This is a genomic window from Niastella sp. OAS944, from assembly GCA_024809215.1.
In the GTDB taxonomy this organism is placed as follows: Bacteria; Bacteroidota; Bacteroidia; order Chitinophagales; family Chitinophagaceae; genus Niastella.
This window is the reverse complement of sequence record JANUBW010000004.1, coordinates 567,332-594,066: the sequence shown is the minus strand read 5'-3', so window position 1 is coordinate 594,066 and position 26,735 is coordinate 567,332. Positions and strand designations below refer to the sequence as shown.

Sequence of the window (26,735 nt, the reverse complement as noted above, 5' to 3'; positions counted from 1 at the left end):
AAATTAAATGTACGCTATGAAACGTTTTTGTTTTGGTTTATTGCTACTACTTTGTTTTTCCGTAGCAAAGGCAGGCGATGGCGACGAACAGTATTTTGCCGATTCTGCCGCTATTAAATCAATGGCCATAAGTGCTGTGGAGAAAGTAGAGCAGAGCGACAAATGGCTTGAAATGCTGCAGCCCGATGATTTGAACGAATTGCCGGTTGGCTTACGCAGAACTGTCAATAACATTACCTATAAAATTGCGATAAGCAGTGCCGTGTTTCATGAAACATATGCTGAGCTTACCGTGTTTGCAAAGGTGAAGATCCCACAACGCGATGAACCGTTGTTCTTTGGTATAAGTTCACTAAAACTTTCTTACCGTGGTGGTATTGTTGGCGATGCAAGGCTGGTATTATTAGGCGATTGTCATATACCCATTCATGGTGGCAATGCCATGCTGATACTGAAAGGTGGATTTAATTTGCAGAATGGACAGGCGCAATCGGGCCTTACATCTCTTACCATAGACTGTAACGGTTTTAAAGAATTAAGCGTGGCGGCCCAGGTTGAGTTTCCCCGCTCGTTGCTGATACCCTGTGATAATAGTGGAAATAAATTGGCCGATGCGAAAGCCAAAGTGAGCGCCGGGTTTGATGCGATCATTACTGACTGGAACGATATTCTGATCACTATTAACCTGCCTAAATTCCAGGTCAATAAACTCGAAGGGATTGTGTTTACCGTATCAAATGCTGTCTTCGATTTCAGCGATACCCGCAATAGCCCTGCTGTAACTTTCCCTTCGGGGTATGAAGCCCGGTATTTACACTATCCCAACCCATATATGTGGCGGGGCGTGTATATACAAACCATCGATATAGAACTTCCCAAGATGTTCCGCCGTGCCGGTTCAACAGGGCCGGTGTCGTTTAACGGACATGATATGATCATCGACAATAATGGGGTGAGTGGTACTTTTTCAGGAAAAGGGATCTTGCCCTATAAAGCGGGTTCTGCATCGGGCTGGCATTTTTCGGTTGATGATGTTAGTATTGGCCTCGAAGCGAATCACCTGGTAGCTGCTTCTTTTAGCGGTAACCTGGGATTGCCGGTAGCCGACAAAGATTCGCTTGAATATGAAGCCGTGATCACCGAAGACAATAAATACTGGCTTACCGTAAAGCCCAAGAAGCAACTCGATTTCCAGCTTTGGCAGGCCAGGGTAGACCTCGATTCCAACTCATATATAAAGCTGCTTGTAGAGGATGGTAACTTCAGACCCGAAGCCAATTTATGCGGCCGCATGACCATAGCTGCCGGTAACGGATCGGGTTCTTCCATAGCCGAGCTGAAAGCCATCACCTTCCGCAATATGAAGTTGAAGACGGTGAGCCCTTATTTTACTGTAGATTATTTTGGTTACGATGGCGAAATAAAGATCGCGAAGTTCCCGGTTTCAATTGACAGCATCGTACTTGTTGCCAATGCTACCCGGGCCGATCTGTCGTTTGGCGTAAAGCTTACCCTTTCAGAAAATGCGTTTAAAGCATCAACGAGGTTGAACATAGGTTGTACGTACAACCAACAGAATGGTTTCAGTAACTGGAAATTTGAAAAAGTATCGCTGTCGAAGATAAAGATCGATAATGCAAAGATCGGCGGACTTACCCTTAATGGTGAGATTGAATTTGTGCAGAACGATGCTGTGTATGGCGATGGTTTTGCCGGTGGTATTAAGGCCAATTTCGATGCGTTGAATAAAATAGAGGTGAACGTTCGCTGTAGGTTTGGATATAATAAATTCCGTTACTGGTTTGTAGACGGTTCGGCAAAATGGGCCGAAGGGTTTCCGGTGGCCGGCGCCTTACGTATAAACGGATTTTCCGGTGGCGCCTATTATAGAATGAGCAAAATGAATGCGGCATCGGGCACTTCGCTCGACAATATGCCGAATTATAAACCCGACTCAGTTCTTGGCCTGGGAATAAAAGCGGGTGTATTCTTTAACGTAATGAAACCAGAAGCCGTTCAGGGTATGGCCGAGTTTGAAGTTGCGTTTAACCGCGGCGGTGGTATGAATTACATCGGTTTCTTTGGCAATGCCAAGTTCATGGGCAAGTTACCCGGTATTGCCAGCAAGTTTATGGAAAAGTCGGCCGACCTGTTCAATAAAATAGAAAATAACGTAACCAAGCAGCTGGAGGGATTGTCTGAAACAGCCAAGCTCGATAAGATAGAAGAACTACAAAAACTTAAGATCACCAATCCCCAACAGGCCGGCAGGGAAATACCCCCAGATGAAGATATGAAAACGTCGAATGGTATTTCTGCATATGTGGGCATGTTCTATGATTTTCAAAGTAATACTTTTCATGCCAATTTCGATCTGTATGTAAATGCGGCTAAGGGATTGTTACAAGGTATTGGTGATAATTACCGTGCCGGCTGGGCGGTTATGCATTTTGCTCCTTCTGAGTGGTATATATATATGGGTACGCCTACCGACCCAATAGGTATTCAGTTCGGATTGGGTGGTTTCAGAATAAAAACGCAATCGTATTTCATGCTGGGTACCAATATACCCGGCTCGCCCGCACCGCCACGGGAAGTGGCCGATATTCTTGGTATGGAAGCAGACCAGTTGGATTATATGCGCGATGCCAATGCCCTGGGCGATGGACGTGGTATTGCTTTCGGTTCACGAATAACGATAGAGACGGGCGATATATCCTTTTTAATATTGTATGCCAATTTCAAGGCGGGCCTTGGCTTTGATATGATGCTGAAAGATTATGGCGATGCGCATTGCGAAGGCAGTACCGAACCTATAGGTATCAATGGCTGGTATGCCAATGCCCAGGCTTATGCCTATTTGCAGGGTGAGTTAGGAGTTAAAGTAAACCTGTGGTTTATAAAAGCGCGTATTCCTATTATACAGGGCGCTGCCGCCGCTTTAATGCAGGCGCGGTTGCCAAACCCGGCGTGGTTTGTTGGTTATTTGGGTGTGCGGTTTAACTTACTGGGAGGTTTGGTAAAAGGTAATGTACGGTTTAAGGTAGAAGTAGGTAATGAATGTAAGATCGTATCGGGCTCGGGTAGTGCAACACCGGTAGGTATTGCAGTTATTTCAGATATAACTCCAAAAGAAGCTGCCCAGGTAGATGTGTTTGCTGCGCCCCAGGCGGCCTTCAATTTCGCTGTTGGAAAAGATATTCCTATTGCCGATGAAAAAGGCCAGCACACGTTCCGCATACAACTTGATCAGTTCGATCTAATGGCAAATGGAAAAACCATTACAGGTAAACTGAAATGGAATACCAATAACGATGTGGTTACCTTTTATTCAAATGAAATACTACCGCCGTCTACATCGGTTTCAGCTACAGTTAAAGTAAGTTTTAAAGAAAATCAAAACGGTTCGTGGCAAACGGTTTATATAGATGGTAAAAAGGCAGAAGAAAGCCGTACGATTTCCTTTACTACAGGTACCGCTCCTGAAAGCATTCCGTTAAGCAATATAGCTTATTCGTGGCCGGTTGTAGACCAACAGAATTTTTATACAGCCGAAACCAACCAGGGTATTATTCAGTTAAAACGCGGACAAAAATATTTATTTGCCATCCCGGGTTATATTCCCCAGTTGATGGTGCGTTCAGCCAGTGGCGTTACAGTTGCCAAACTGCCATTCACCTATGATGAGAACGAATGCCGTTTGCGGTTCAACATCTTTAAGGTACAAAATAATGCCGGGTATGAACTGGTGCTGCAAAGCGTTCCCGCAGCCAGCACTAACAGCAATGCAGGCGGAATGGTTACCAATACCACCACAACCGATGCCGGCGACAGTGTGCAGATAACGGGTAATAGTGCCACTGATGTGGTGCGTGCCGATACCGGTAAAACATTATTGAACTACGCATTCCACAGCAGCAGGTATGGCACGTTTGCCGAAAAAATGCAAAATATACAGCCCGGAAACAGCGCAGTATGGAAACTGTCTTCCGATCTGTTCACGCTACAGCAGGGAGTAACAGGTGCCGAGCCTTTGGATTTAAGTGAACTGGCCGGTACCGATTACACAGATAATGTTCCGCTGGTGCAACCACTGGCTGTTACTGACGACGACTTTTTCCGGTCATTTATTTATCCGCTCAACTACAAAAATTATCCGGTTGCCGGCGATATTGTCATCAGCAAACGCGACACTGCGGAATTCGGTTTTGTTCCCGTTAAATCGTTACCGGTATCGCTTGCTTATCAAAGCCTGGTAAGCCAGGGTAATTTTACCGATCCGGTGGTAACAGGTTATCTGCCTTATCTGTATGATCTGCCCCGCATATACAAACAGGATTTCCTGGACCTGCAATCTCAGGTGGTAAACAGGTATTTGGGAACACCGCAGCAAAAAAATTACGAATGGCTCATCAATGGCTACTATCCAATAATGAAACAGGGATATTATAAAGTGAATTATCAGTTTATAATACCAGGCGGCATTAAAGGCAGTTCGCATATTGTTCAATATTATAACCCGATCAATTAATCTATGAAACGCCTGATATTATTGTTTTTTATAGTTGTGCTGGGCGCCTCGGGCGCAGCAGTTGCGCAGCAGGGCAGGCAGGCCGCCTCACAAATAAAAATGATAGCAAGGCCCGACAGTACGGGCCATACTATAAGGCTGCGATGGGCGGCTACCAATGTGGCTTTATGGAAACTTACCAATCAATATGGTTTTATTCTGGAACGTTATACCGTATTGCGCAATAAACAAATGCTCGATAAACCTGAGCGCAAAGTGCTGAGTGGCGGGCCAATAAGATCAAAACCACTCGATGCCTGGCAGGAAGTGGCAAAGAAAGACCAGTTTGCCGCTGTAATGGCGCAGGCATTGTATGGCAGCAATTTTCAGGTAGGCGGTAACGATACCAAAGGTGTTGGCCGCATCATTAGCCAGTCGCAGGAAGCGGAGCAACGCTTTAGCTTTTCACTGTTTGCCGCAGATATGAGTTTTGAAGGCGCGCAGCTGGCTGGTTGGGGCTGGGTTGATAATGAAGTTAATCCAAACGAAAAGTACCTGTACCGGCTTACAACCGCTGTGCCTGCAAATCTTACTAAACCCGATACCGCCGGCGTATATATAGGTGCTGAAAATTATGAACCATTACCTGCGGTGCAGGAAGTGAATGCGCAGTTTGGCAATCGTACTGTAATGCTTGCCTGGGATTATAACCGGGTAAAAGCATATTATACTTCGTACTATGTTGAAAAGTCGGAAGATGGTGGTAAAACATTTCGCCGCCTGTCAGACGTGCCCGTGAGCAACCTGAATGAAAAAGATAAACGTGCTTCAAACCGGATGTACTTCACCGATACCCTGCATGAAAATGGAGTTGCCTATCAGTACCGTGTACGTGGTATCAATCCTTTTGGTGAAGCCGGTCCGCCTTCAGCTGCGATAAAGGGGCAGGGTGCTAATATGCTTCCTTTTGTGCCGGGTATTCAATCGGCTTATGCAGATGATAAAGGAATATTGCAAATGCAATGGGTGTTTGAAGAAAAGGCAAACGGGTTTATCAAAGGTTTTCAGATAAGCCGGGCCGATAATGCAAACGGTCCTTACAAAATATGGCTCGATAATATTGATGCTACAACCCGCACGCTTGCTATTAAAAAGGCAGTGGGCGAGCCGGGTTATTTTACCATAACCGCTGTAGCGAAAGAAGGGGAGGGTCGAACCTCTTACCCGGTATTGGTTCAACCGGTTGATTCCATCGCGCCGGCCGTGCCAACAGGTTTAAAGGCCGTTATAGATTCCAATGGCGTGGTAACGCTTACCTGGAATAAGAACAGTGAACGTGATCTGATGGGTTATAAGATATACCGGGCCATGAAAAAAAATGAAGAGCTGGTGCCGCTTATTGATTCTGTTTGGCGTGGTAATAAATTTCGTGACAAGCTAAGCCTGAAACTGCTTAATAAAAAAGTATACTATGCCATTTCTGCACTCGATAAACGGTTTAACCAGAGTGGCCATACCGAGTTGGTTGAGTTGAAAAAGCCCAATATAATTCCTCCCTCTGCCGCTGTGATCACCAAATATAACGTTGCCGGTAATATGGTTACGTTAAACTGGATAAACAGTGCTGATGAAGATATTGCCGCGCATATTCTGTACCGGAAGGCAACGGCCGACAGCGGTTACACCATTGTGCAACAGTTTGCCGGCAAAAGCCGCAATACCTATACCGATACAGTAAGGGGCATTGCCGGTACATACAATTATTACATAGCGGCAACAAGTGAAGGAGGACTGGCTACTGCTTCTGAAAAGCTTGCCGTTACAGTAGCTGCGGGTGCTGCCGGCGCTTTGCAGATCACCCGTTTATATGCATACCCGCAGCCTGAGCAAAGAAGAGTAGAAGTAGTATGGGACGATGAAATGAAACAGGTGGTCAATTACCAGGTATATAAATCTTCTGGCAACGGCGCCATGACCTTATTTAAATCAGTGCCGGCAGGTACAAAAGGTTTGTACGATACCGAGGTGCAGGTAAACACGGTTTACCAGTATGCGGTAATGGCGGTGCTGGCATCGGGCGCTTATAGCGAAATGAAAAAAGTATCGATAAATTATTAATACGTTTCTATGAGAATGCGTGTATTGTTATTGGTAATTGTTTTACTGCAGGCAGCAGCATTTACAACGTTGGCGCAGCCAAGGTATAAGTTGAAAATGCATCTGAAAATATTTTGCCCCAAATATAGTTACCGAAATGATTGTTCTGGTAATCTTTACACGGCAACGGCACATTTTAGTAATCCTGATATAACACCTGTAAGGATCTCCTCTAAAGATGATATGGCTGATGGCACCAAGGGATACAGCCTGATGTGGATAGGAGCAGATTGTGGCTATAACCCCTACGAGTATTGGGATTCCATCACCTGGGATGCATCTCAGGAATTATCAAAAGTCGTATGTTATTGTAGTAGCGATCGACATGATAACATTTGTCGTATGAGTTGCCAAACATCGAGCGACTGGAATTTTGGTAGTTGGTATACCGGTAACGGCTATTTTTATAGCCCGTGGAATGAGAGCACTGATTGTTTTAAAAATGAGGCCGAAACCTGGATCACGCCTGAAAGGATAGATTTGTGGACAGATAATCCCAATGAAACGTATTTACCCACTACCGACAGAGTTACCATTTATGCTACGCCCGGTTATCCGGCACCTGTATACAGATGGCAATACAATGTGGGCGGCAGCGGGTGGAACAATTTTCCTGCATCTACCAACACCGATGGTAAATCCACCATTAGTGTGTCGGGGCGCGATCTGATGGGCACTGATTTCGATAATATACCACGCGGTCAAAATGTGGTCTTCCGGGTTAGTCCGGTCTATTATTTTGCATCGCAGCCGCTTACTTTAACACCCTCTATTCCTTCTCCGCATATCATTTCAGTAACGCCGGTTCCCAACAAATGTTTTGGGGTAAAGGATGGTACGGTCATCGTTCAATTCGATCGTCAGTTATATGCAGGCGAAACCATGAATATTACCCTGATAAACACAACGGATGGTCAGCCAGAGACGTCTCCATCGCTCAAAGAGCTGAACGCTGGTAATACTTACACTTTTCCGGCAAAGTTTGGTCCTGGAAACTTTACTGTAAATCTGTTCGGAAAATACAATGATGTGAACACTTATTCCACGGGTGAACAACACAAGGGTACAACGTCATATACAGGCCCCACGGCTGTTAGTTTTTCAAATAGTATAAAGAACGTAAACTGTTTTAACGGCGCCGATGGAACGATAAGTTTAAATGCAACCGGTGGCGTTGGTAATTATTCCGCACGTTATAAACAGGCGCAGGATGATACATATAGCCTGGCAGCCTTTGCTTCGCCCACTCAACATACCGTCAGCGGTTTAGATAGTGGCGTATACAAACTCAGGATATACGATGGAAATAACTGTATCATGAAAGATGCAGCGGGTAACGAAGTTGTTCAAACAGTTACCATAATACAACCTGCACAACCCGTACAGGTAGATTACAGGCAAACAACCAACCCGCTGGCATTTGGAAGTACCGATGGCAGCGCCATGGCAATTGTTATTGGCGGTACGCCTGTAAGCGGTAATAGCTATAACATAGTTTGGAAAGACAGTACCAGCGGTTCTGCTTTAACTACCGTTACCAATACTATCAATCCATTTACCACCAAGTTGCAGCAAATAGGCGAGGGCACCTATATTGTAACTGCCACCGATGCAAACTATGCGCTTGCATCCGGTGCTAATGCTGCGGGCTGTATTGTTGCCGATACGCTTCATTTAAAACAGCCGCCCATGTTGATAGTGACCGTGGAAGAGGATCATTATGTTACCTGTAAGAACAGCAGCGATGGCGTGTTGTATGCCAAAGCGCAGGGTGGCATTGAGATCCCTTCGAAACGATATACCTACCAGTGGTTCCGTAGTGATAACAGCAGTTGGTTGAATATTGGTCAGCCCGACAGTTTTGCTTTGAAACTTACAGCAGGCACTTATAAGATAGTAGTTACCGATAATAATAACATCAGCAGAGAGTCGGTGCCATTTGTGCTTGGCGAGCCCCAATTGCTAACACTTGGGTTAACCAGTACTCAGGTATTTTGTAGTGGTGGAAACAATGGAACTGCAACCGCGGTTATAGCCGGGGGCACAACTCCTTACAGCATTGCATGGAGTAATGGCGCTACCACACAAAATATTACAGGTTTAACAACAGGCAACTATCTGGCTTATGTAAATGATGCCCGTGGTTGCCAAACACAACAACAGGTAAAGGTATCTACACCCAATCCTATTGTGGTAAATAACCCTGTGGCTATACAGCCGGTATGTTCAGGTTATTGTAATGGGGCCATCAGTTATAGCGTATCGGGTGGAACAGCGCCTTATAGTTATCAATGGAGTAATGGCAGTACCGCACAGCTGCAGTCTGCATTGTGTGCAGGCGCCTATACAGTAAAGATAATAGACGCAATGGGGTGTTCAGAACAGCATGTGTTCAATTTGCAGAACCCTTCGCCGCTTACGGTTGCACTGGGGCCCGATCGTACGCTGTGTGCCGGTCAGGCATGGTTGGCCGATGCTACTGTAGCTGATGCAAATGCAGTTTACAGTTGGAGCAGCGCCAATGGGTTTAATGCCAGCACGGCAAGCGTATCACTAACTGCAACAGGTAAGTATGATGTACAGGTAACAGATAGTAAAGGTTGTAAAGGAAGTGGTAGCATAAATATCAGCAGAAGTGATGCTACCGTAGCTGCAGAATTTGTGTCAAGCACACAGGCATTTAAAGGCGAGAAAGTGACTTTTGTGAATATAAGTCAGCCCTGGCCCCAAACCATAACGTGGCAGGTACCGCAAGGTGACATTACGGTACAGCGTCGCACGGATAGCCTTCTTGAGTTGCAATTTAATCAAACGGGCTCCTATCGCATCGGAATGCAAACGGCGGTGGGAAGTTGCACCAAAGAATACAGTAACAATATTACCATTATAGAAGGGCAGTCATTCGATAGCCCCGGGGCATCAACTACCGATCCGTTTATACTGGATTATAAGTTGGCGCCTAACCCAAACAATGGACAGTTTACTGTAATTGTTGATTTGCGTGAGAAGGCCGATATCAGTCTGCGGCTTATTAATCTGCAATCGGGCGCTACAATAGATCAGCAGCGGAAAAGCGGTAGTAACAAATATACAGTTCCATATAAAGTTAATGTAGTAGGCGGCGTATATGCGCTTGTGCTGGAAACGGCAAAAGATACCCGCATATTAAGAGTGTTGATATTGTAATAAAAAGGCTCAGCTCAAAAGCTTAAATGATAATGATAGTTACCCTATATAAGAAAACCATAAGCAGGTTATTGATCTTAACTGCCTGTTTATTGCTCGGGAATTTGGCAGGTGCACAACAATACCCGGTACAGATAGTTCCGCAATTGTTGCCGCCGTACACTTTAAATGTAAGTGACTATTACAATGGTACCAACGAAAAACTGGTGCTGTTGCTTACCAATACCGATTTAAACAAGCCCACATTGCAGGTGCGTTTACGCATGAGCATACAGGGGCAGGCGGCCAAACTCATTAGCCGGGATAATGTATATTATCCGGCTATCAGCCTCGATGGCGGTGTTCCCACCCGCATCACGCTGGGCGACCTGGCGCCTTATTTCAATGCCGACAATCTTATATTCGAGGGCATTACCCGTGCACAGTATGTGCAAAGCGGAAAGTTGCCCGAAGGGTTCTATCAATTTTGTTTTGAAGCTGTAGAGGTTAACTCCGGCCAGATTGTTGGTCGCAGCAGTTGTGCCATGGCCTGGATAAGTTTGAGCGATCCGCCATTACTGAATTTGCCCAGGAAGACTGAAAATATTGTTTATAAAGATCCGCAAAATATCATCTTTCAATGGACACCTCGAAATTATAACAGTCCAACCAGTGCATTCAATACCGAATATGAATTTACACTTGTAGAAATATGGGACAATGGCCTGGCGCCTGAAGCGGCATTTGGTTCCGCCCAGCCGCTGTACAGGACCGTTACGCAGGCAACTACATTGTTGTATGGCCCCGGTGAACCATTGTTGTTATCGGGCCATAAGTATGCCTGGCGGGTACGTGCGCAGCAAACCGATGGCTCATCGGGTTCCGATGCCTGGCGTAACAACGGGTACAGTGAAATTTATTGGTTTAACTGCCAGAGCGATTGTGCACCGCCGTTAAACGTACAGCACGAATTAAGTTCCGGGCGGGCAACCATTACCTGGGCTGCCAATCCCAATCAAACCAGTTTTACGGTAGACTATCGCGAAAAGGGGCAGAACGGTTCAACCTGGTACAACTCAGCTACCACGGCTAACCGTATGATGTTGTACGATCTGAAGAAAGGCAAATCCTATGAATACCGTGTAGGCGGCACCTGCGATAATGGCATTACGTATACCTACAGCGATATTAAAACGCTGGAGATCGCCGCTGCCGATAGTGCCGTGAATACCGATTGCGGATTGCTGGTAGCAGAGGAGAATATTAAGAATCGTACACCCATTCAAACCCTGCTTACCGGCGATGTGATTACGGCGGGCGATTTCCCGGTAAAATTATTACAGGTAAGCGGGCAAAGCGCCTTTACCGGCGCCGGTTATGTAACCGTTCCCTTCCTGGGCCAAAGCCGGGTAAAGGTGAAGTTCAGCGGTATTACCGTAAACACCGATAAGCAGTTGATCGGTGGTGTTATAGAAACAACCTACGATGCTAAAGAGTCGCAGATAAAAAATCTTGATGAAGTAATAGATGGTGGCGGCGGAGTTGGAATAGTGGTTAAAGGAATAGATACCGCGGGCTATTATGTTGATATGGTGATACCCGATGCCCGTAATATCGACGTTGAATTGAACAAAACAGTAGATAGTGCAGGGAATTCGGTGCCTGGTGGAGGCGCTACGTTAACGATTACCGGTAGTGATGGTACAACAAAACAGGTGAAGGTAGAAGAGTTGCCGGCTACTATTAAAGATAAGAGCGGTACTGTTTATGGTGTAGATAAAGATGGTCATGTTTCGAAAGTTGCATCGAGCGAGCCAATGAATATGACGGCCGCGCAGTTAAACTCTTTACAAAGTGAAAAGGCGGTTGTTAAGTTTCTGCCGCATGAGAACCAGTTGTATGCGTTCGATGAGTACCAGCCGGTATACAGTCGTAGTAATCTGTTCTACGAAGAGTATGAAAAGCTGAATGGGGATTATTATGTAAACAGTAAAGCTATTGTTGAAGCGCAGACCGACGTTGTAAAAGCGGTGGTGGACATAAAGGATAACAGCATTGTAGCCGACAGTATTCGTTTTGTAACAGGTAAAGGAACGCGGTACGAGAGTAAGAAGCTTTCCAATAGTACCTGGGAGATAAAGATCGTGGGTGGCCCGGCTGGTGATGCACAGGAGTTATATGCACTATACCCGCAGGGTGATGGCAAGTTCCTGCCGCTGGGTAAACTGTTTATAGCTGCATATCCAGCGCGAACCTTTAAGGTGGTGCTTGTTCCTGTAAACGGGGCGCCGGTCAATAAGGATGCAATAAGCACGAAGCTCAATGAAATATATAAACCCGTAGGTATCACATTCCAGGTAACGCAGGATAAGTCGTTCGATGACAAGAGCTGGGATATACATAAAGATGATAAGCTGGCGGTATCGGGCAGTGGCTGGTTATCGACGTTGACCGATGAAATGAAAGCGTTGAACAGTGCGTATAGCAGTGCACGTACGGTTCAGCAGGATGCGGTTTATTTGTTTGTATTGAGCGGCAGCGATAGTTCCAGTACCCTGGCCGGAGATATGCCAAGGGGCAAACAATTCGGTTACCTGTTTACGGGTACCGATGGAAAGGTGGCAGCCCATGAAATAGGACATGGATTATTTAGCCTGAAACACGTGTTTGATAATAACTATGGTTTCAAGCAGGGCGAACTCCCATCGAACGTTATGGATTACCCTGCGGGCAATCGTTTTGCCAAACATCAGTGGGATTTGATGTATAAGCCGGGTTTGGTGATCGGGTTGTTTGAGAAGGATGCGGATGCGCAGTTGAGTCAGTATGTAAAAACGATGAGCGATGAGTCGGCATTCACGCTGGGTACTGGCCTGTATTATCAGCCGGCATCGAATGAAAGAACGTTTATGTCGCCGGGTGGTAAGTTGGTTGTGTTTAAAGCAGGTTCAGCACTTAAAAACCTGCGGTTTAAAATGTGCGATAAAGATGGGCCGCAAGCTTATCCTGTAGGTTGCCTGCTTGAATTTACATTAGACGATGTTAAGTATGGACAGTTACTTACCAAAAAGGATCAGGTATTCTGTCATTATTCAAGTAAAGACAAGATTGAGAAGTACCAGACATCAAAAGCCGATAAAGATCTCGACAGGTTTGTATTTAATTATAGTGGCCTGGTAAAAGATCAGCAGTATAAAGCGTTGGTGTTGTTACAGCACCCTGATGATTTTGGCAAAGTATTGAAAAGTGTGGTGCCTATTGCATATGATGGTGCGGCAACGGGAATGGCAAATGACAGTAAAAATGGAACGATCTATTTGCCTGCTGTCAAAAATCAACCCGAGGCAACGGCTCTTAACATGTCATTGCCAATTCCATGTACAGGCACGTACGAGTTGTTGCTGAAAGATTTGCGTGATGACGTGACTTCATGGAAATCTCCAGAGGCCATTGGATTTGTAGAAACGCATACTTCTGAAACTAACACTGCACTTAGAAATAAGATCGTAGCGAACATCGGCTTGTACATTGATTTAATTGGAAGCGGCCTGTATAATCAGCTGAAAGAAGGAGAAGTAAACCTGGCGAAGGCAACAGGGGGCGATAAGGCATATCTTGATTACCTGGATTACTTAAAGGGATTCTGGGATATGTTAAGGGAATCTGGCACTGATGCTGCCAAGGTCACCAACCCTGAATTGTTAGTGAAGTATTACTGGAAAAAGTATGTTCAGTTTAAGTCTTTAAGTGAGTATACACGCGCCTGGCTGGTTGAGGATAGGTTAACAGTGCTTAATACGCTTGTTAAGGATAATATGTCCGGGTCTGGAAATTGCTGGGCCTATATGCTGGAGTCGCTTGGGTTCGAAATTGGCTTTGGTTTGGAAGAGTTTGCGCTTTCACTTATTGAGAATACGCCTGAAAACGACAGAGCGGCATTGCTCGATGGATTGTTAAAGAACTCGTTACTGATGAACCTGATCAAACGTATTGATAACAGGGGAATGGGCGAGAATAACTTTGACCGGCTGTTTACACTTTTAATAGAGTTCTATAAGAAGAAGCTGGAAGAGAAGCCTGTTACATTGGAACAACTTGCCAGCCAAAACAGGGTTTATTTTTGGAAAACGGAATTCTTTACAAATTATCCGTCATTCCAGGCAGAGCTGCTTTCTACAGGTAAAGTGTTGGTGACAACGAAGACGGTTAAGGATCAGGACCTGTTGAGTTATATAAAGTCAATTATAGAGAGTAAAACGATTCCCGCCGGTGGTTTACAAAAAGATAATTTACGGGTAGAGTACGATCCCCTGATGCCTGTGTTGCTTATATTAGGGGAAGGGCCTTCCAACACTATTAAGCCGTTGGAAAATCAAATGATGATGGTAGTGCCTGCGGTTGCACTCGACTGGTTGTGGCGTACAAACGAAACACGTGGCCTGGCTCAATTTGGAAAACGTGTGGTTGATGTTGGATTAACGGTTCTTAGTCTTGGTACGTGGACTGCGGCGACCAAGGTTGGAAAAGTGATGCAGGCGGCCAGTGCGGTTTTTGTTGCAGGTGATCTTTTGGTTAGTGAGTCGCATATAAAAGCAGAATTGTTAAAGTCGGTGGCGGGGCAGTATTTTTTGACGGCCTATTATTCGCTCATGGCTATTACCGCAGTGGCAGATATAGGCACCGCCATGGCGGGGTTACAGCACAATGCAGATAATTTTGTTCAGGCTTATGAAGAGGTTTCCAATTTAAGAAAAACCGAACCTGCCCTGGTTATAATAGAGGGTAGTGAATTTGATAAGAAGACAACAAATCTATACCAGACGCTAAAAAACCTTGGGTATGGCGTAACCGCCGGTAGGCTGGCCCAGGTTGAACAGAAAGTAAGTTCGGTTATACAAAAGCTTGACAAGTTTTACGATAAAACCAAGATCACCCTTCAAACAGTAAAGGAAGGCGGTGTACTGAAATTAAAACAGTTAGGTACATACGGCGAGTTTGTGGTGTTATACTGGGATGACATCAAGGGGATCTTTAAGGATGAAGGGGTATTTAACTGGGCAAATATATTAGGTATAAAGTTTAATCCCGAGGTGCGTCTTGAGATGGCATTGGAGGGAGGTTCCCAGGGAGCGTTTGTGTTCGCAAAAACAACGGAGAAGGGACCGCTTGGTAAAGCGATAGAAAAGGTGCGCGCAATTCCCGACAATCCTCAAAATATACGAGAGGCCATTGGGGTTATAAGGAACGAGTTGAATATTTCCGATAACCTCTATAACAATCAGTTTTTTAAAAGTATTTTGCAGAAGTTTGAGGCAAAGGGTGCTGCTGGTGTCGACGAAGCGCGGGTGTTCATGCAAGAGATCAAAAACTTTGGCATTGAAGAGAGTTTAGCGGCAGATCTTAGCGGTAGCAGGGCGAAAAACCTGTCGGAGCTTTTAGGAGAAAACCCACGTGACCTTTCGATTTATAGGGACATAAAGGCTGATCCGCGGTCAGCTTTAAGCCGTCAGGAAGAGCGATTTGCCGGTTTAGCTAACAAGGATAGATGGGAAAAATGGGGTAAATCGGAGTTCTTCAAAGCTGTAACAGAGGATGGAAAGTTATTTGAAGATCATGTAATCCAATTGGTAAGAAGCAATGATAGGACAATCTGGACTGATTTGAGAGGGGCGATAACCGATCTGAAAGATAGAAAGATACTTTCGCAGGTTCATTTTTGTGTTCCAGGTTATAAAGTGCCTTGTAATGAAGCAGGTAAATATTTTATTGCCGATCTGGTATTTGTGAAGTATGGTGAAGATGCCAGAGGTAATGCTATAATTGAGGATATGGTAATAGGGGAAATTAAACTAAGTGATGGTACACCACTTACTGATGGTCAAGAAGCTGCAAAAGCTGCTATCGGCGAAAAACTGAGTGTGAGAAGTGTAGACAAAACCAGGGATGTTTATAATACCTTACTGCCAGCTGCCCTTGAGAAATCAGCAGAAATAAAACAGGTGAAATTTATAGAAATAAGGGGTAATGGAAATGGAGCATATATAAGTGGTGGAATAAAAAAATAAAAGCATGACAACTAAAGAGGTAAATCAATATTTAAAAAAATACCTTGGGCCATATTTTGAATTGCATGGTTTTGTTATAACGGATTTGGGAAACCTGGGATACGAGGTTATTAAAGAGGTCAATGATCTCAGGTATCGATGCATTAGCAACAGATTAAGAAAAGGAAAAGGAATTGCTTTTGAAGCATTTTCTATGACAATCTGGTTTGACGTAATTGAAAATTATTTAAAAGACATACTTGATAAGTATGGTTTAACGAAGTCCACATATACGCTTCGGTTTTATCATAACTCGGATTTTGAACAAAAATACAGCCAGCAGGTTTTATCGGTTGAGATCGATTCCGAGGCTGATGTTGCCTTGCATGCAGAAGCGGTAATGCAATACTGTACTCATATCGCCTTTCCTTTTTTTGATAAATATGGTAGTTTAGAAGCTTTAAATGATTTTATTAAACAACTGCCTGAAAAAGAATTAACTTATCATATAGGCGGTGAGTGTCAGATGAAGAAGATGATTGTGCTAAAATGGTGTAGCGATCCGGAATACGATAACTATGCGGAATATGTAAGGCAAAAATTTGAATCAATTAAACACCTTGAAGATGGAAAATATATTCCACTTCTTAATGCTTATTATGAGTTGGCGGAAAAGTTAAAGCAGGGAGTTAGTTGATTTTTCGAACAGCGCGGCTGTTTAACCTCCTGTTAAAACTAATAACCCTTCAACTCATCAGGCTTGAAGGGTTATTAGTTTTACTATCTCAACAAGTGGTAACAAGGGAATACAACGAAATCCTAATCCTGATTTTAATTTAAAAGAGTATTTGCTAAAAATGGAATAATAAAGCAAAAGTTCAAATAATAGACTGCACCCAAAATGTCAGAAACTTATAAGGTAATAGGAATTATTAACTATTCAAATCGCATAGGGTGTTAGGAATTGATCAAAGTTTTAATTTGCGCGGTATTGTTTTATCATAAAATGTTATAATATGATCCTGAGTCGCAGCCAGGCAGAAAAAATATTTTATTCAAAGTTTAAGCCATTTGTTGAAAGGTTAGGGTTTCAGATAACGGATAAAAAGTTATCACAAGCCCAAAAAGAGTATGAATGGGGCTGGGTTAAATTATCAGTTACATTTTCCGGACATAACCTTATGGCAAGCGTATTCTGTTTAACAAGGATCAATAAGATTGAAGAATTGCTAGAGGAATTTATTGAGGAAACCGGCCTTTTCGGTATAAAAAAAAACAATTTTATTACCTTTTATGTTCCTGAAGATGTAGCATGGCTGGAAGTAAATCAAAATAAAATGCGGAGTAATTTCCAGTTTGGAATAATTACTACGGAAGAAACTGTTTTGGAATTTTTCGATCTGTACAGCTTTATGATTAAAGAAAAAATTCTTCCTGCAAGGGAAAAATGGCAGGAACCAAAGGTGATGGATAGTCTTCTTCATGGTAGCGATTATGAAATTTCGAGGCGGATCTTTGGATCTACGGGAGACTTCTTTTTACGGAAGATCATTATTTCCAAATTGGCCGGCAATCCCGACTATGAAAACATATATGCTGAGGTGTACCAATTCCTTGCGGCTGCTGCAAAAACCGAAAGTGATATCCAGCCATACCTGCCGGTCCTGGAAAAGTTACATGAACGTCTTAAAAGTGTCGATCCCGGAATATAACTTCATTAGTGTATTGCTTATTAATATAAAATAGGTATGAAGACTAAAGGATTGCACCGGTTGATAATAGAAAAGTTAAATGGCGTTTTAGTAGAAAAGGGGTTTCAAATTACCAAAGACGACATACTTGATCATATAAACGGAAATAAGAATGTTACAAGAATAGTTACATATATTGAGGGGAAAGCAAGTTATTACGTTGGCCTGTGGATTGGGAAACGGTTCAATGTATTAGAGTCTGTTTTTGAAAAATACATTGATCAAATAAATCCCGGACTAATAGCCAGGTGTGAAAAATGGAATAATAAAGTAAACGCCCTAATATAGACTGCACCCAAAATGTTAGAAACTTATAAAGCAACAGGAATTATTTACTATTCAAGTCACCAAATTATAATGGAGACTTTTCAGCCTATATTTAAAGGTATGACAGTAAGGCAAAGACTGGTTGGGGTTGATCTTACATATGAAGATGAAACTACCGAAGTTTATTTTAAAACCTATTATGATGATGAATCGGAGTATAATCTGGATATCCTTTTTACAGGGCCTGAATCCGAATTTTTAAATATTAAGGAGCAGATCAAAAACAGGCTTCTAAAAGCAGATATTTTATTCGCCATAAGTTTTTATGTAAACGATAATGAGGGAAATGAAATAGAAGAAGAAGAGTTTATTCATCCCGACTTTGCAAAACGGTATATCCCTCCGAGTAGATGACGAGATCTTAAGAATATGAAGTATTAAAATTTCTTTGCAAATAAAAGGCGATGAATGAATCTAAATTCTTTTGAAGATGGTTTAAGGAAAGAACTTGATAAATGTTTTTCAGAAAAGGGCTTTGCTGTTTTTGAAAAGCGGGGTTTTGCCTATGTTAAAGAACGGAAAGGCTATACAGATTATGTTTTTATAAGGCTGGGTGGTAAATCGTATCTGCATGAATTATACGCGCAGGTAAGTATGGGCAGGAAGATAGAATTGATAGAAAGCTATTGGGAAGAATATGCTGAATTGCTTGGAATACAAAGGATGCGGCTCACCATGAGTATCGACCAGCTTGACGAAAGAGGTGTTTCACAGTTAGGGATCACTTTGAAAGATGATGACACCGAGGCGGTGGCAAAGGCCCGGGACTATATTATTCAAACTTTTGAAAAAATATTATATCCCCAGGCAGAATTTATGACAGATATAAGAGAACTGGATATAGTTCATAACAACGTTCCTGATAACACGCGGTATGGGTCTATTGAAAAGTGGTTTAGAAGAATGATCATTGCAAAACTTGCCGGAAATGAGAATTATCAAAAGGTATTAAACCTGTTTTTGTCTATGGAGCAGAAGGCTATTCAGCTTGATCCTGAAAATAAAGCAGAATATGAAACTATGATCAATATAGTGGGGGAGTTGGATAAAAAACTGAGTAATGTTCTTCCGTTGAAAGATCCGAAAGATATTATTTAAACTTATGGAATAGAAGTTTATGAATACTGGAAGATTGCACGATTAATAATAGGAAAATTAAATAGTGTTTTAGAAGTGAAGGGGTTTGGAATTCGTAAAGATGATACACTTGACGTATAAACGAAAATAAAGATGTTACAAGAATAAAGGATATGAAACTTTATACACCAAGAGAAATAAGGGGGAGTTGGTATTTTAAAAGTAATAAATATGGATATGACTATGATATAGCACCGTATCCAGAAATTCTGTCTGATTTAAAAAAAGTATTATCCGTTCTTATAGAATCTAAAATGTTACTTCCAAGATTTTTGCAAGGCAAGGACGGTGAACTGATTTATAAAAATGTAGAGGACCTGGTTACTTTAATAGAGGCAGATAATTTTCTGTATAAATGTTTTGTGTTTGGGATTAAAGGCGATACAACTATCTACACAGAACAGGGCGAAGAAATTCATTCTGAAATATTTTCTTTAGTAGGTTTTCGGACATTCCAGCAAGATTTTGCTTTATCAACAAAATCTGATATTTGGCTGCCTATGGCTTTTGATGAAAATAGCGATTCATTTGTATGGAATTTGGAACGATATAAGTTAAACTATTACAGACTTCCAGCTGTGCTAAAAAAGATAAATGATATTTTAGGCTGGGAAAATGAAAGTCTAATGAGTAGGGAATTTAACGAAAGAGGAAGTTTGCAGATTGGGTACGATCTCTTTCTATCTCCAGAAACGATAATAAGCGAATACAATGAGAACCCTAATCCTGATTTTAATTTAAATGAGTATTTGTTAAAAATGGGATGATAAAGTAAAAGCCCTAATATAGACTGCACCCAAAATGTTAGAAACTTATAAAGTAATAGGAATTATTTACTATTCAAGTCACGAGGTTATAATAGAGACTTTCAAGGATATTTTTAAAGATATTACTGCAAGGCCCAGAATATTTGGGTTTGATATTAGCTATAAAGATGAAACTACCGAAGTTGTCATTAAAACCCATGATAATGAAGAACGACAGTATTATGTTGATATCTATTTTACAGGTTCTGAATTGGAATTTTCAAATATGAAGGAACATATCAAACACAGGCTTTTAAAAGCGGATGTTTTATTTGATATAGGTTTTCTAGTACAAGATGATGAAGGTAATGAAATAGAAGAAGAGTTTATTCATCCCGACTTTGCAAAACGATTTATCCCTCCAGGAAGATGACAAAATCTTAAGAAAATGAAGTATTAAAATTTTGGATCAGATTTATGAGATGATAGCAATCAAGGCGCCTAAAACAGCTGCTCCAAATAGAAAGAAGCTGGGAGAGTCGTTCCTGAAATTCTTCCAGGAGAATGCGCCTTCTGAAGTTGAGCCATTTAAGCGAATAATGAAAAAATACCGAATGACTCAATATAATATTTATGAAAAGAATAAAAAGATTTTGGGTTCTTGATAAGTGTATTGAATTTGCAAAAATTACTGACATTAAACTTGAAAACGAGATTGGCTATCAATATGATAAACCTCCTGGTAAATTTGATGGCAAGTATGATATATTGAATAATACATTGATTGCTGTTTTTAGCAGTGATGCCAGGAACTATTTATTGTTAGATGGGAGGCTGGTCGATTTGACGAAAGATATAACTATCGGTCATAGGATAGCACATGAAATGAATGAAATTAGCAGGTTTAAAGTGTATAGTAAGGGAGAAGCGATTTATGAATTGGAATACATAAATCCACATGAACCTATGATAAATCCAACACCCTTTGATACTCATGAGGACTATGGAACAACAAATTTTGCATGTGAGTTAGGGAAATATATTAGGCGGGTCCAGGAAGATTCAAATGTGGTTTTGTTTCCTGAAAATTTCTAAAACCCAAATAAGCCTGGCTATCGAAGAAGGGCCGGGACTTAAACAAACAGCATGGATATTGCAGGTCACAGAATAATTATCCATAACACGCTTTCAAATGAAGTGGACAACATCAAATAGAATTTCTAATAGAAAGGGTACATAAAGAGCATAACATTATTCTTCAGTAATATCTTCAAAATCCGCAGGGTCATCTGCTCTGGTGGGCGTGATTCCTATAAAGGAAACCAATACCCCATACGGCTCACAGTTACCAAATTTTCCTTCTGCGAACCTAACATTCCATTCATCGCTCTCACAATAAAAGGTCAGGTCCGGTTCATATAAGGGAAATTCATCCAAAGACAGATCGAGCCAGGCCAGCTCATGGTCAAGGATCTTATAAACCGCCGGGTCTTCTTTAAACCTGGCCTTAACATATGCGAGCCCTTCCAATAACAATATTTCGATGTCAGTCAGTATAGATTCAATAAATTCTTTTGACCCATCACTCACAACCTGATCTTTTGTGAAAATGTTTATTGTCTGCTGGCCGGCAAAACGGCCTTGTTTTATGTCAATTAAACCTTGCCACATAAATTCATTATCAGGGGCCTGTATCTTTTCATACTCATCAAAATTTAAGCTGAAGGATGCTGACATATGTTTCATTTATCAGGTAAATATACATGAGATGCGTTACTCGGCAGATGAACGTTCTTATTTCGCGGTGTCGATGTTAGGCACTGGTTGTACCTTGTAAGAGCTATCGCCGGGGTGTTCAATTTTCCATTGGGCAATAAATGAAAAGCTGCATGATTTTATATAGCTGTAATAATCGTAGTCTGTTTCGAATGTTTTAAGAATATCATAGCTGGGTCGGTACTCAACCATAAAGCTATCCAATGCTGGTGATACGAGCCCGGTTATGCGTTTTACCAGCGCTTTGCTAAAGCGGTGGTCTACATACTTGTCTTTTTCCTCCCGTTCAAGCCGCGTTCTCAATGCTTCCATTCGTCTGAACTTTCTTGGATTGAAGATGTAGTCGAAATCGATGCCTAGTCCAAACCCGCTGCTGGGCGCGCTGCCAATGGCAGGGTCATAATCAAACACTTTTCTATATTCATTACGGTTGGCAATAGAGTCCATGCGGTAACTGGGTTGCCGTACGGTTACCGAAGGCAACAGGTCCATCGATACCGGCAGGCTAACGTCGAGCGGTTGATCGGGTGGTAATCTTTTAACCGGAAATTTTGCCGATGTTTTTCCCAGGTAGGAAAAATAAATGGAGTCATCATTGGGCACCTTGATGTTGTAGCGGCCCAGCGTATCGGTCATAGTTCCTATGCCTGAGGTGCCTATTACGCTTACATTGGGTATGCCATGGCGTGCCTGTTTATCATACACGGTGCCTTTAATAACTACCTGGGCAGCGGCTACCCGGCATAAGAGCACCAATAACAGCAATAAAGATTTTCGACGGTTAAGTATAGTTCGCTTCATTTTTGCCTGATAACTGGTCGGATATTACTCCTGGGGTGTGCATGGTAAAAATAAAGCATTTCGGCATTAAAAACACGGAATAAGACGAACAGGGTATTTTTATAGACGAAGGCGGCGTTAAAATAAAGTAGTTAAGCCCTTTAACAAGAGCTTAACTATTCTTAAAAATTCATTAGAGCAATATACCGGGTGTGATCTCATCAATAAGGGTAGGGTGCCTGGGTTCCCAGTTTAATGTTTTACGGGTTTGCTTGCTCAATGCTGAGCAGTCCATTCCAGCAAAATGTTTGAACCAGCCAAAATGCGCTTCTGCTTCGCTGCCTTCTTTACTTACCGTGGGTAATTGTAAGCCTTTGCCAATGGCAGTGGCTATTTGCTTAAAGGGTATACCTTCTTCTGCTATGGGATGAAAGACCTTCTGCTGCGGTTGTTTTTCAATGATAAGACGGTATACAACAGCCGCATCTAACCGATGAACGGCCGGCCAGCGGTTATTTCCTTCTCCTATATAAACCGACTGACCTTTTTCCTTAGCCATTCCAATTACCATAGGAACAAAACCATGGTCGCCTTTGCCATGCGTTGATGCCGGTAGTCTTACAATGTAAGTGTTTACACCTTGTTGGGCAACCGCATTGGCAGCTTCTTCCGTAGCTGCGCGGGGCGATACGTCGGAGCCGGGGTGTGCATCATTCTCGGTAAACTGTCCTTCTTTCCTTAATATACCTACACCAGATGTAACCACCAATGGGCGGTTTGAACCGGCAAGCACCGATCCTAATGCCAGTATCACCTGGCGATCGTTTTCACAATTCTCCTTGTAGCGTGAAAAATCGTGATTAAAAGCAGTATGAATGACCGCATCGCATTGTGCAGCGCCTTTTTTTATGCTTTCCAGGTCATCGAGGTTTCCGAAATGCGCCTCGGCGCCGGCTTTTACCAACGCCTCTGCTGCACTTTCAGAACGTACCATGCCAAGCACTTTATGGCCTGTCTGTAACAATTCCTGAACTATAGCGGAGCCCACAAATCCTGAAGCTCCTGTAACAAATACTCGCATAATGAATGATTTAATTTTGACCTCACAAAATTCAATCAGTACATGTGCGAAAACATGGTCATTTGACCATATTTAATTAGCGGTGTAATTGTGAATGACGGATGCGGGTAAGTGTTTTTAACGAAATGCCAAGATACGAGGCTATCATATGCAACGGAAGTCTGGCCAGCAGATCGGGATAGCTTTTCACAAAGGATTCATATTTTTCCTCTGGTGTAGCGCTAAGCGTGGTGAACAGCCGGTTGCGGTTGCCGTAACTGGCCTGGGTGATCAGCTTCTGTGAAAAATTGTTTAGTGCCGGTATTTCATGTAACAAACGCTCAAACTCAGTTTTGTTCCATTGTAATACCTCGCTTCGTTCTACAGCTGCAATGCTGAACTGGGTGGGTGTTTGCAGGTGATAACTTTCGGCATCGATGGTCCAGCTGTTTTCGGGTGAAAAGTGGGTAATACTTTCGCTGCCATCGGCAGTGGTGCCAAAGTTGCGCAACAGCCCTTTTATTACAAAGGTTTTGTGCCGGCAAACCTGGCCTTCCTGCAAAAGCAGTTCATTACGTTCAAGTGAGCGCAGTTTTCCGGCAGAAACGATCTGTTCTATTTCCGCATCGCCCAGGCTTGTATGGGCCCGAAGATATATTTCAAATCCTGATGTCATTTGCAACTTAAAAGTAAATCTACTTTGCCAGATGTACAAATTGTCCTGTAAACGCCATCCTGTGCCGAAACCGGGCGTATGCTGTATCAAAAGCGTGCAGTTTGTTAAAGGGTAAATCAAAAGAGATATTGATTTTCAGGATGCTGGGAGGTTGGCATTGTATAAGTATATTACCGGAGTTAACCATACAAATTACTAAATAGCTTATCATGCTTCGTAATTATGTAAAAACTGCTATCCGTAGCCTGTTGCGCAACAAACGTTACCTGGTCATTAATATCAGTGGCTTAAGTGCCGGCATAGCCGTTTGCCTTATCATATTTTTAGTGATCAATTACGAAAAGAGCTTCGACGAGTTTCATACAAAAAAAGACCGCATCTATCGCATTCTTACCAAAGGAACTAATGGCGATTCAACAAGTGCAGTGCCTTTCCCGGTGCCTACGGCACTTAAAAGCGATTTTCCCCAGTTTGAAGAAGTGTGTGGTATTTTTTCTGTGACCGATGTACAGGTGCTGGTAATGGATGCCAATGGGCATCCCTCAAAAAAGTTTAAGGAGAAGAGTAATACAATGTTTGCAGAGCCTTCTTTTTTCCGAATTTTTGATTTTCCCTTTTTAAAAGGTGATGCCGAAACTTCTTTAAAAGATCCCAATTCGGTGGTGCTTACCAGGGCTATCGCCAATAAATATTTTGGTAACTGGCAGCAGGCGGTAGGCCGAACCATTAGGATAGGCACAAATTTGCTGCTGAAGGTAACAGGCATAATGGCCGACATACCCGTCAACTCGGATTTTCAGTTATGCATGGTAGTGCCCTATGCCATTGGTGGATTTTCAAAATCGACCGACTGGGTAACCATCGACAGTAATCACGAGTGTTATGTGTTGCTTAAGAAAAACGCATCTGTTACGGCATTTAGCCAGCCATTACTTCAGTTTTCAAAAAAATACCGTACGCCCGATAACAAGAACGCACAGGTACTGCAATCGTTGCAACAGGTGCACTTTGATGAAAAGGCCGGTAATTTTTTAAGGAAGACCATTAGCCCCGAACGCATACGTACATTATGGCTTATAGGCGCATTTATATTGTTGATAGCCTGTGTAAATTTCATAAATCTGTCTACTGCGCAGGCCGTTAACCGGTCGCGTGAGGTTGGGGTAAGAAAAGTGTTGGGTAGCAGCCGGTGGCAATTGAAAATACAATTCCTGGCAGAAACATTTTTACTGGTAACCTGTTCGGTTATACTGTCGTGGTTGCTGGCCATTATGCTTGTTTCTTCTATAAATGCATTGCTCGAGCTGCAAATGGCGCCGGCTTTGTTATGGCAGCCGGTTATATTAGCGTTTATTGCGGGCGTTATTGTAGTGGTAACGTTACTTGCAGGTTTTTATCCTTCACTGGTTTTATCGTCATACAACCCTGTTAACGCACTAAAGGCTAAATTAACAACGGTAAGCGGGCAACATATAAACCTGCGGCGCTCATTGGTGGTGGTGCAGTTTGTGATTGCACAGGCGCTCATAATAGGCACCCTTCTTATGATGAAACAAATGCGTTTCTTTAATACTACTGCCATGGGATTTAATAAAGAAGCGTTGGTAAATGTGCCATTCCAAAGCGATAGCGCAGGGTTAAGTAAAATAGACTATATACGCAACCGTTTGCAGGCTATCGGTGGCGTTAGCCGGGTAAGTTTTAACTCTCAATCACCTTCAGATGTAGATAACTGGTGGACGGGCTTCAATTATAACCATAGTGAAAAGGGCGTTGACTTTGCAGCTATTGTAAAGTTTGCCGATGCGGAATATGTACCGGCGTATCAATTACCATTGGTTGCGGGTAGAAATTTTACCCGAACCGATTCTATAAGAGAGTTCCTGGTAAATGAATCGCTGGTGAAAAAGCTGGGTGTTGCCAATGTGAATGATGTGCTCAATAAAGAAATGAATGTTTGGAATGGAAAAATTAAGGGGCTCATCGTTGGCGTTATGAAGGACTTTAATGCAGCCTCTTTCAAAGATTCTATATCGCCTGTATTTGTTGCCAATTTGAAAAGAAGATATACTACCGCAAGTATCCGAATTGCCAGTGCAGATATGCGTAAGGTAATGGGTAGCATTGAGAAAATATGGAATGAAACTTTCCCTGAATTTGTTTTTGAATACGAATTCATGGACGATAAAGTTGCCGGTTTTTACAAACAGGAGAATATGTTGTATAATTTATACACCTGCTTTGCTGCCATTGCCATATTCCTTAGTTGCCTGGGCTTATATGGGCTGGCCTCGTTTATGGCGGTGCAACGGTTAAAGGAAGTGGGTATAAGAAAAGTATTGGGCGCAAGTATTCAAAGTATAGTATACCTGTTCTCACGCGAGTTTATATTGTTAATAGGTATTGCCTTTATAATTGCATGCCCAATTACCTGGTATTTTGTGCACGACTGGTTACAGCAATATGTTTACAGAACATCCCTCAGCTGGTGGGTGTTTGCAGGTGCCGGTGCACTTGCCATGCTTATAGCATTGATAACGGTAAGCTTTAAAGCATTAAAGGCAGCAGCTACAAACCCCGTTGAAAACTTGCGGGCAGAGTAGGGG

At 42.6% G+C, this 26,735-nt stretch carries 17 protein-coding genes; 13 read left to right on the top strand and 4 right to left on the bottom strand.

Translation table 11 applies throughout. From position 1 onward, the window contains the following. Nucleotides 1–16: 16 nt before the first annotated feature. The 12 genes from GGD38_RS20625 (at nucleotide 17) to GGD38_RS20570 (ending at nucleotide 20,932) form a co-directional block, all read left to right on the top strand. Complete coding sequence (locus GGD38_RS20625; protein ID WP_375302291.1) at nucleotides 17–4,531, top strand: hypothetical protein; 4,515 nt, start codon at nucleotides 17–19, stop codon at nucleotides 4,529–4,531. A 3-nt stretch (nucleotides 4,532–4,534) separates the two neighbouring features. After that, a complete protein-coding gene (locus GGD38_RS20620; RefSeq protein ID WP_375302290.1) occupies nucleotides 4,535–6,628 on the top strand; it encodes a hypothetical protein in 2,094 nt (697 codons plus the stop codon). Nucleotides 6,629–6,637: 9 nt separating this feature from the next. Continuing rightward, nucleotides 6,638–9,853, top strand: a complete 3,216-nt coding sequence (locus GGD38_RS20615; RefSeq protein WP_375302289.1) for a SprB repeat-containing protein — start codon at nucleotides 6,638–6,640, stop codon at nucleotides 9,851–9,853. A 32-nt stretch (nucleotides 9,854–9,885) separates the two neighbouring features. After that, nucleotides 9,886–15,897: a hypothetical protein gene (locus GGD38_RS20610; protein ID WP_375302288.1), complete on the top strand. Its 6,012-nt coding sequence runs from the start codon at nucleotides 9,886–9,888 to the stop codon at nucleotides 15,895–15,897. Nucleotides 15,898–15,901: 4 nt separating this feature from the next. Then, complete coding sequence (locus GGD38_RS20605) at nucleotides 15,902–16,573, top strand: hypothetical protein (RefSeq protein ID WP_375302287.1); 672 nt, start codon at nucleotides 15,902–15,904, stop codon at nucleotides 16,571–16,573. A 484-nt stretch (nucleotides 16,574–17,057) separates the two neighbouring features. After that, nucleotides 17,058–17,588, top strand: coding sequence for a hypothetical protein (locus GGD38_RS20600; protein WP_375302286.1), 531 nt, complete (start codon nucleotides 17,058–17,060; stop codon nucleotides 17,586–17,588). 36 nt (nucleotides 17,589–17,624) lie between these two features. After that, entirely contained in the window at nucleotides 17,625–17,915 is a 291-nt protein-coding gene (locus tag GGD38_RS20595) for a hypothetical protein (RefSeq protein WP_375302285.1), read from the top strand. 12 nt (nucleotides 17,916–17,927) lie between these two features. Then, the gene (locus tag GGD38_RS20590; protein ID WP_375302284.1) at nucleotides 17,928–18,308 is read left to right on the top strand and encodes a hypothetical protein; all 381 of its coding nucleotides are present in this window, start codon (nucleotides 17,928–17,930) and stop codon (nucleotides 18,306–18,308) included. Nucleotides 18,309–18,362: 54 nt separating this feature from the next. Then, complete coding sequence (locus GGD38_RS20585; protein WP_375302283.1) at nucleotides 18,363–19,052, top strand: hypothetical protein; 690 nt, start codon at nucleotides 18,363–18,365, stop codon at nucleotides 19,050–19,052. A gap of 152 nt (nucleotides 19,053–19,204) precedes the next feature. Then, nucleotides 19,205–19,858: a hypothetical protein gene (locus GGD38_RS20580; protein WP_375302282.1), complete on the top strand. Its 654-nt coding sequence runs from the start codon at nucleotides 19,205–19,207 to the stop codon at nucleotides 19,856–19,858. Between the two features lie 34 nt (nucleotides 19,859–19,892). Next, a complete protein-coding gene (locus GGD38_RS20575; RefSeq protein WP_375302281.1) occupies nucleotides 19,893–20,270 on the top strand; it encodes a hypothetical protein in 378 nt (125 codons plus the stop codon). Nucleotides 20,271–20,470: 200 nt separating this feature from the next. Continuing rightward, entirely contained in the window at nucleotides 20,471–20,932 is a 462-nt protein-coding gene (locus GGD38_RS20570) for a hypothetical protein (RefSeq protein WP_375302280.1), read from the top strand. Nucleotides 20,933–21,088: 156 nt separating this feature from the next. Here the strand turns inward: GGD38_RS20570 and GGD38_RS20565 are convergent, their stop codons facing one another. From GGD38_RS20565 to GGD38_RS20550, 4 genes are all read right to left on the bottom strand, one after another. Next, nucleotides 21,089–21,574: a hypothetical protein gene (locus GGD38_RS20565; RefSeq protein ID WP_375302279.1), complete on the bottom strand. Its 486-nt coding sequence runs from the start codon at nucleotides 21,572–21,574 to the stop codon at nucleotides 21,089–21,091. A gap of 57 nt (nucleotides 21,575–21,631) precedes the next feature. Beyond that, entirely contained in the window at nucleotides 21,632–22,414 is a 783-nt protein-coding gene (locus tag GGD38_RS20560) for a carboxypeptidase-like regulatory domain-containing protein (RefSeq protein ID WP_375302278.1), read from the bottom strand. A gap of 172 nt (nucleotides 22,415–22,586) precedes the next feature. Further along, nucleotides 22,587–23,474: an SDR family oxidoreductase gene (locus GGD38_RS20555; protein ID WP_375302277.1), complete on the bottom strand. Its 888-nt coding sequence runs from the start codon at nucleotides 23,472–23,474 to the stop codon at nucleotides 22,587–22,589. 76 nt (nucleotides 23,475–23,550) lie between these two features. After that, nucleotides 23,551–24,129, bottom strand: a complete 579-nt coding sequence (locus GGD38_RS20550; protein WP_375303873.1) for a Crp/Fnr family transcriptional regulator — start codon at nucleotides 24,127–24,129, stop codon at nucleotides 23,551–23,553. A gap of 209 nt (nucleotides 24,130–24,338) precedes the next feature. Here GGD38_RS20550 and GGD38_RS20545 point away from each other — a divergent pair, with 209 nt between their 5' ends. Then, a complete protein-coding gene (locus tag GGD38_RS20545) occupies nucleotides 24,339–26,732 on the top strand; it encodes an ABC transporter permease (RefSeq protein WP_375302275.1) in 2,394 nt (797 codons plus the stop codon). Nucleotides 26,733–26,735: the final 3 nt, after the last annotated feature.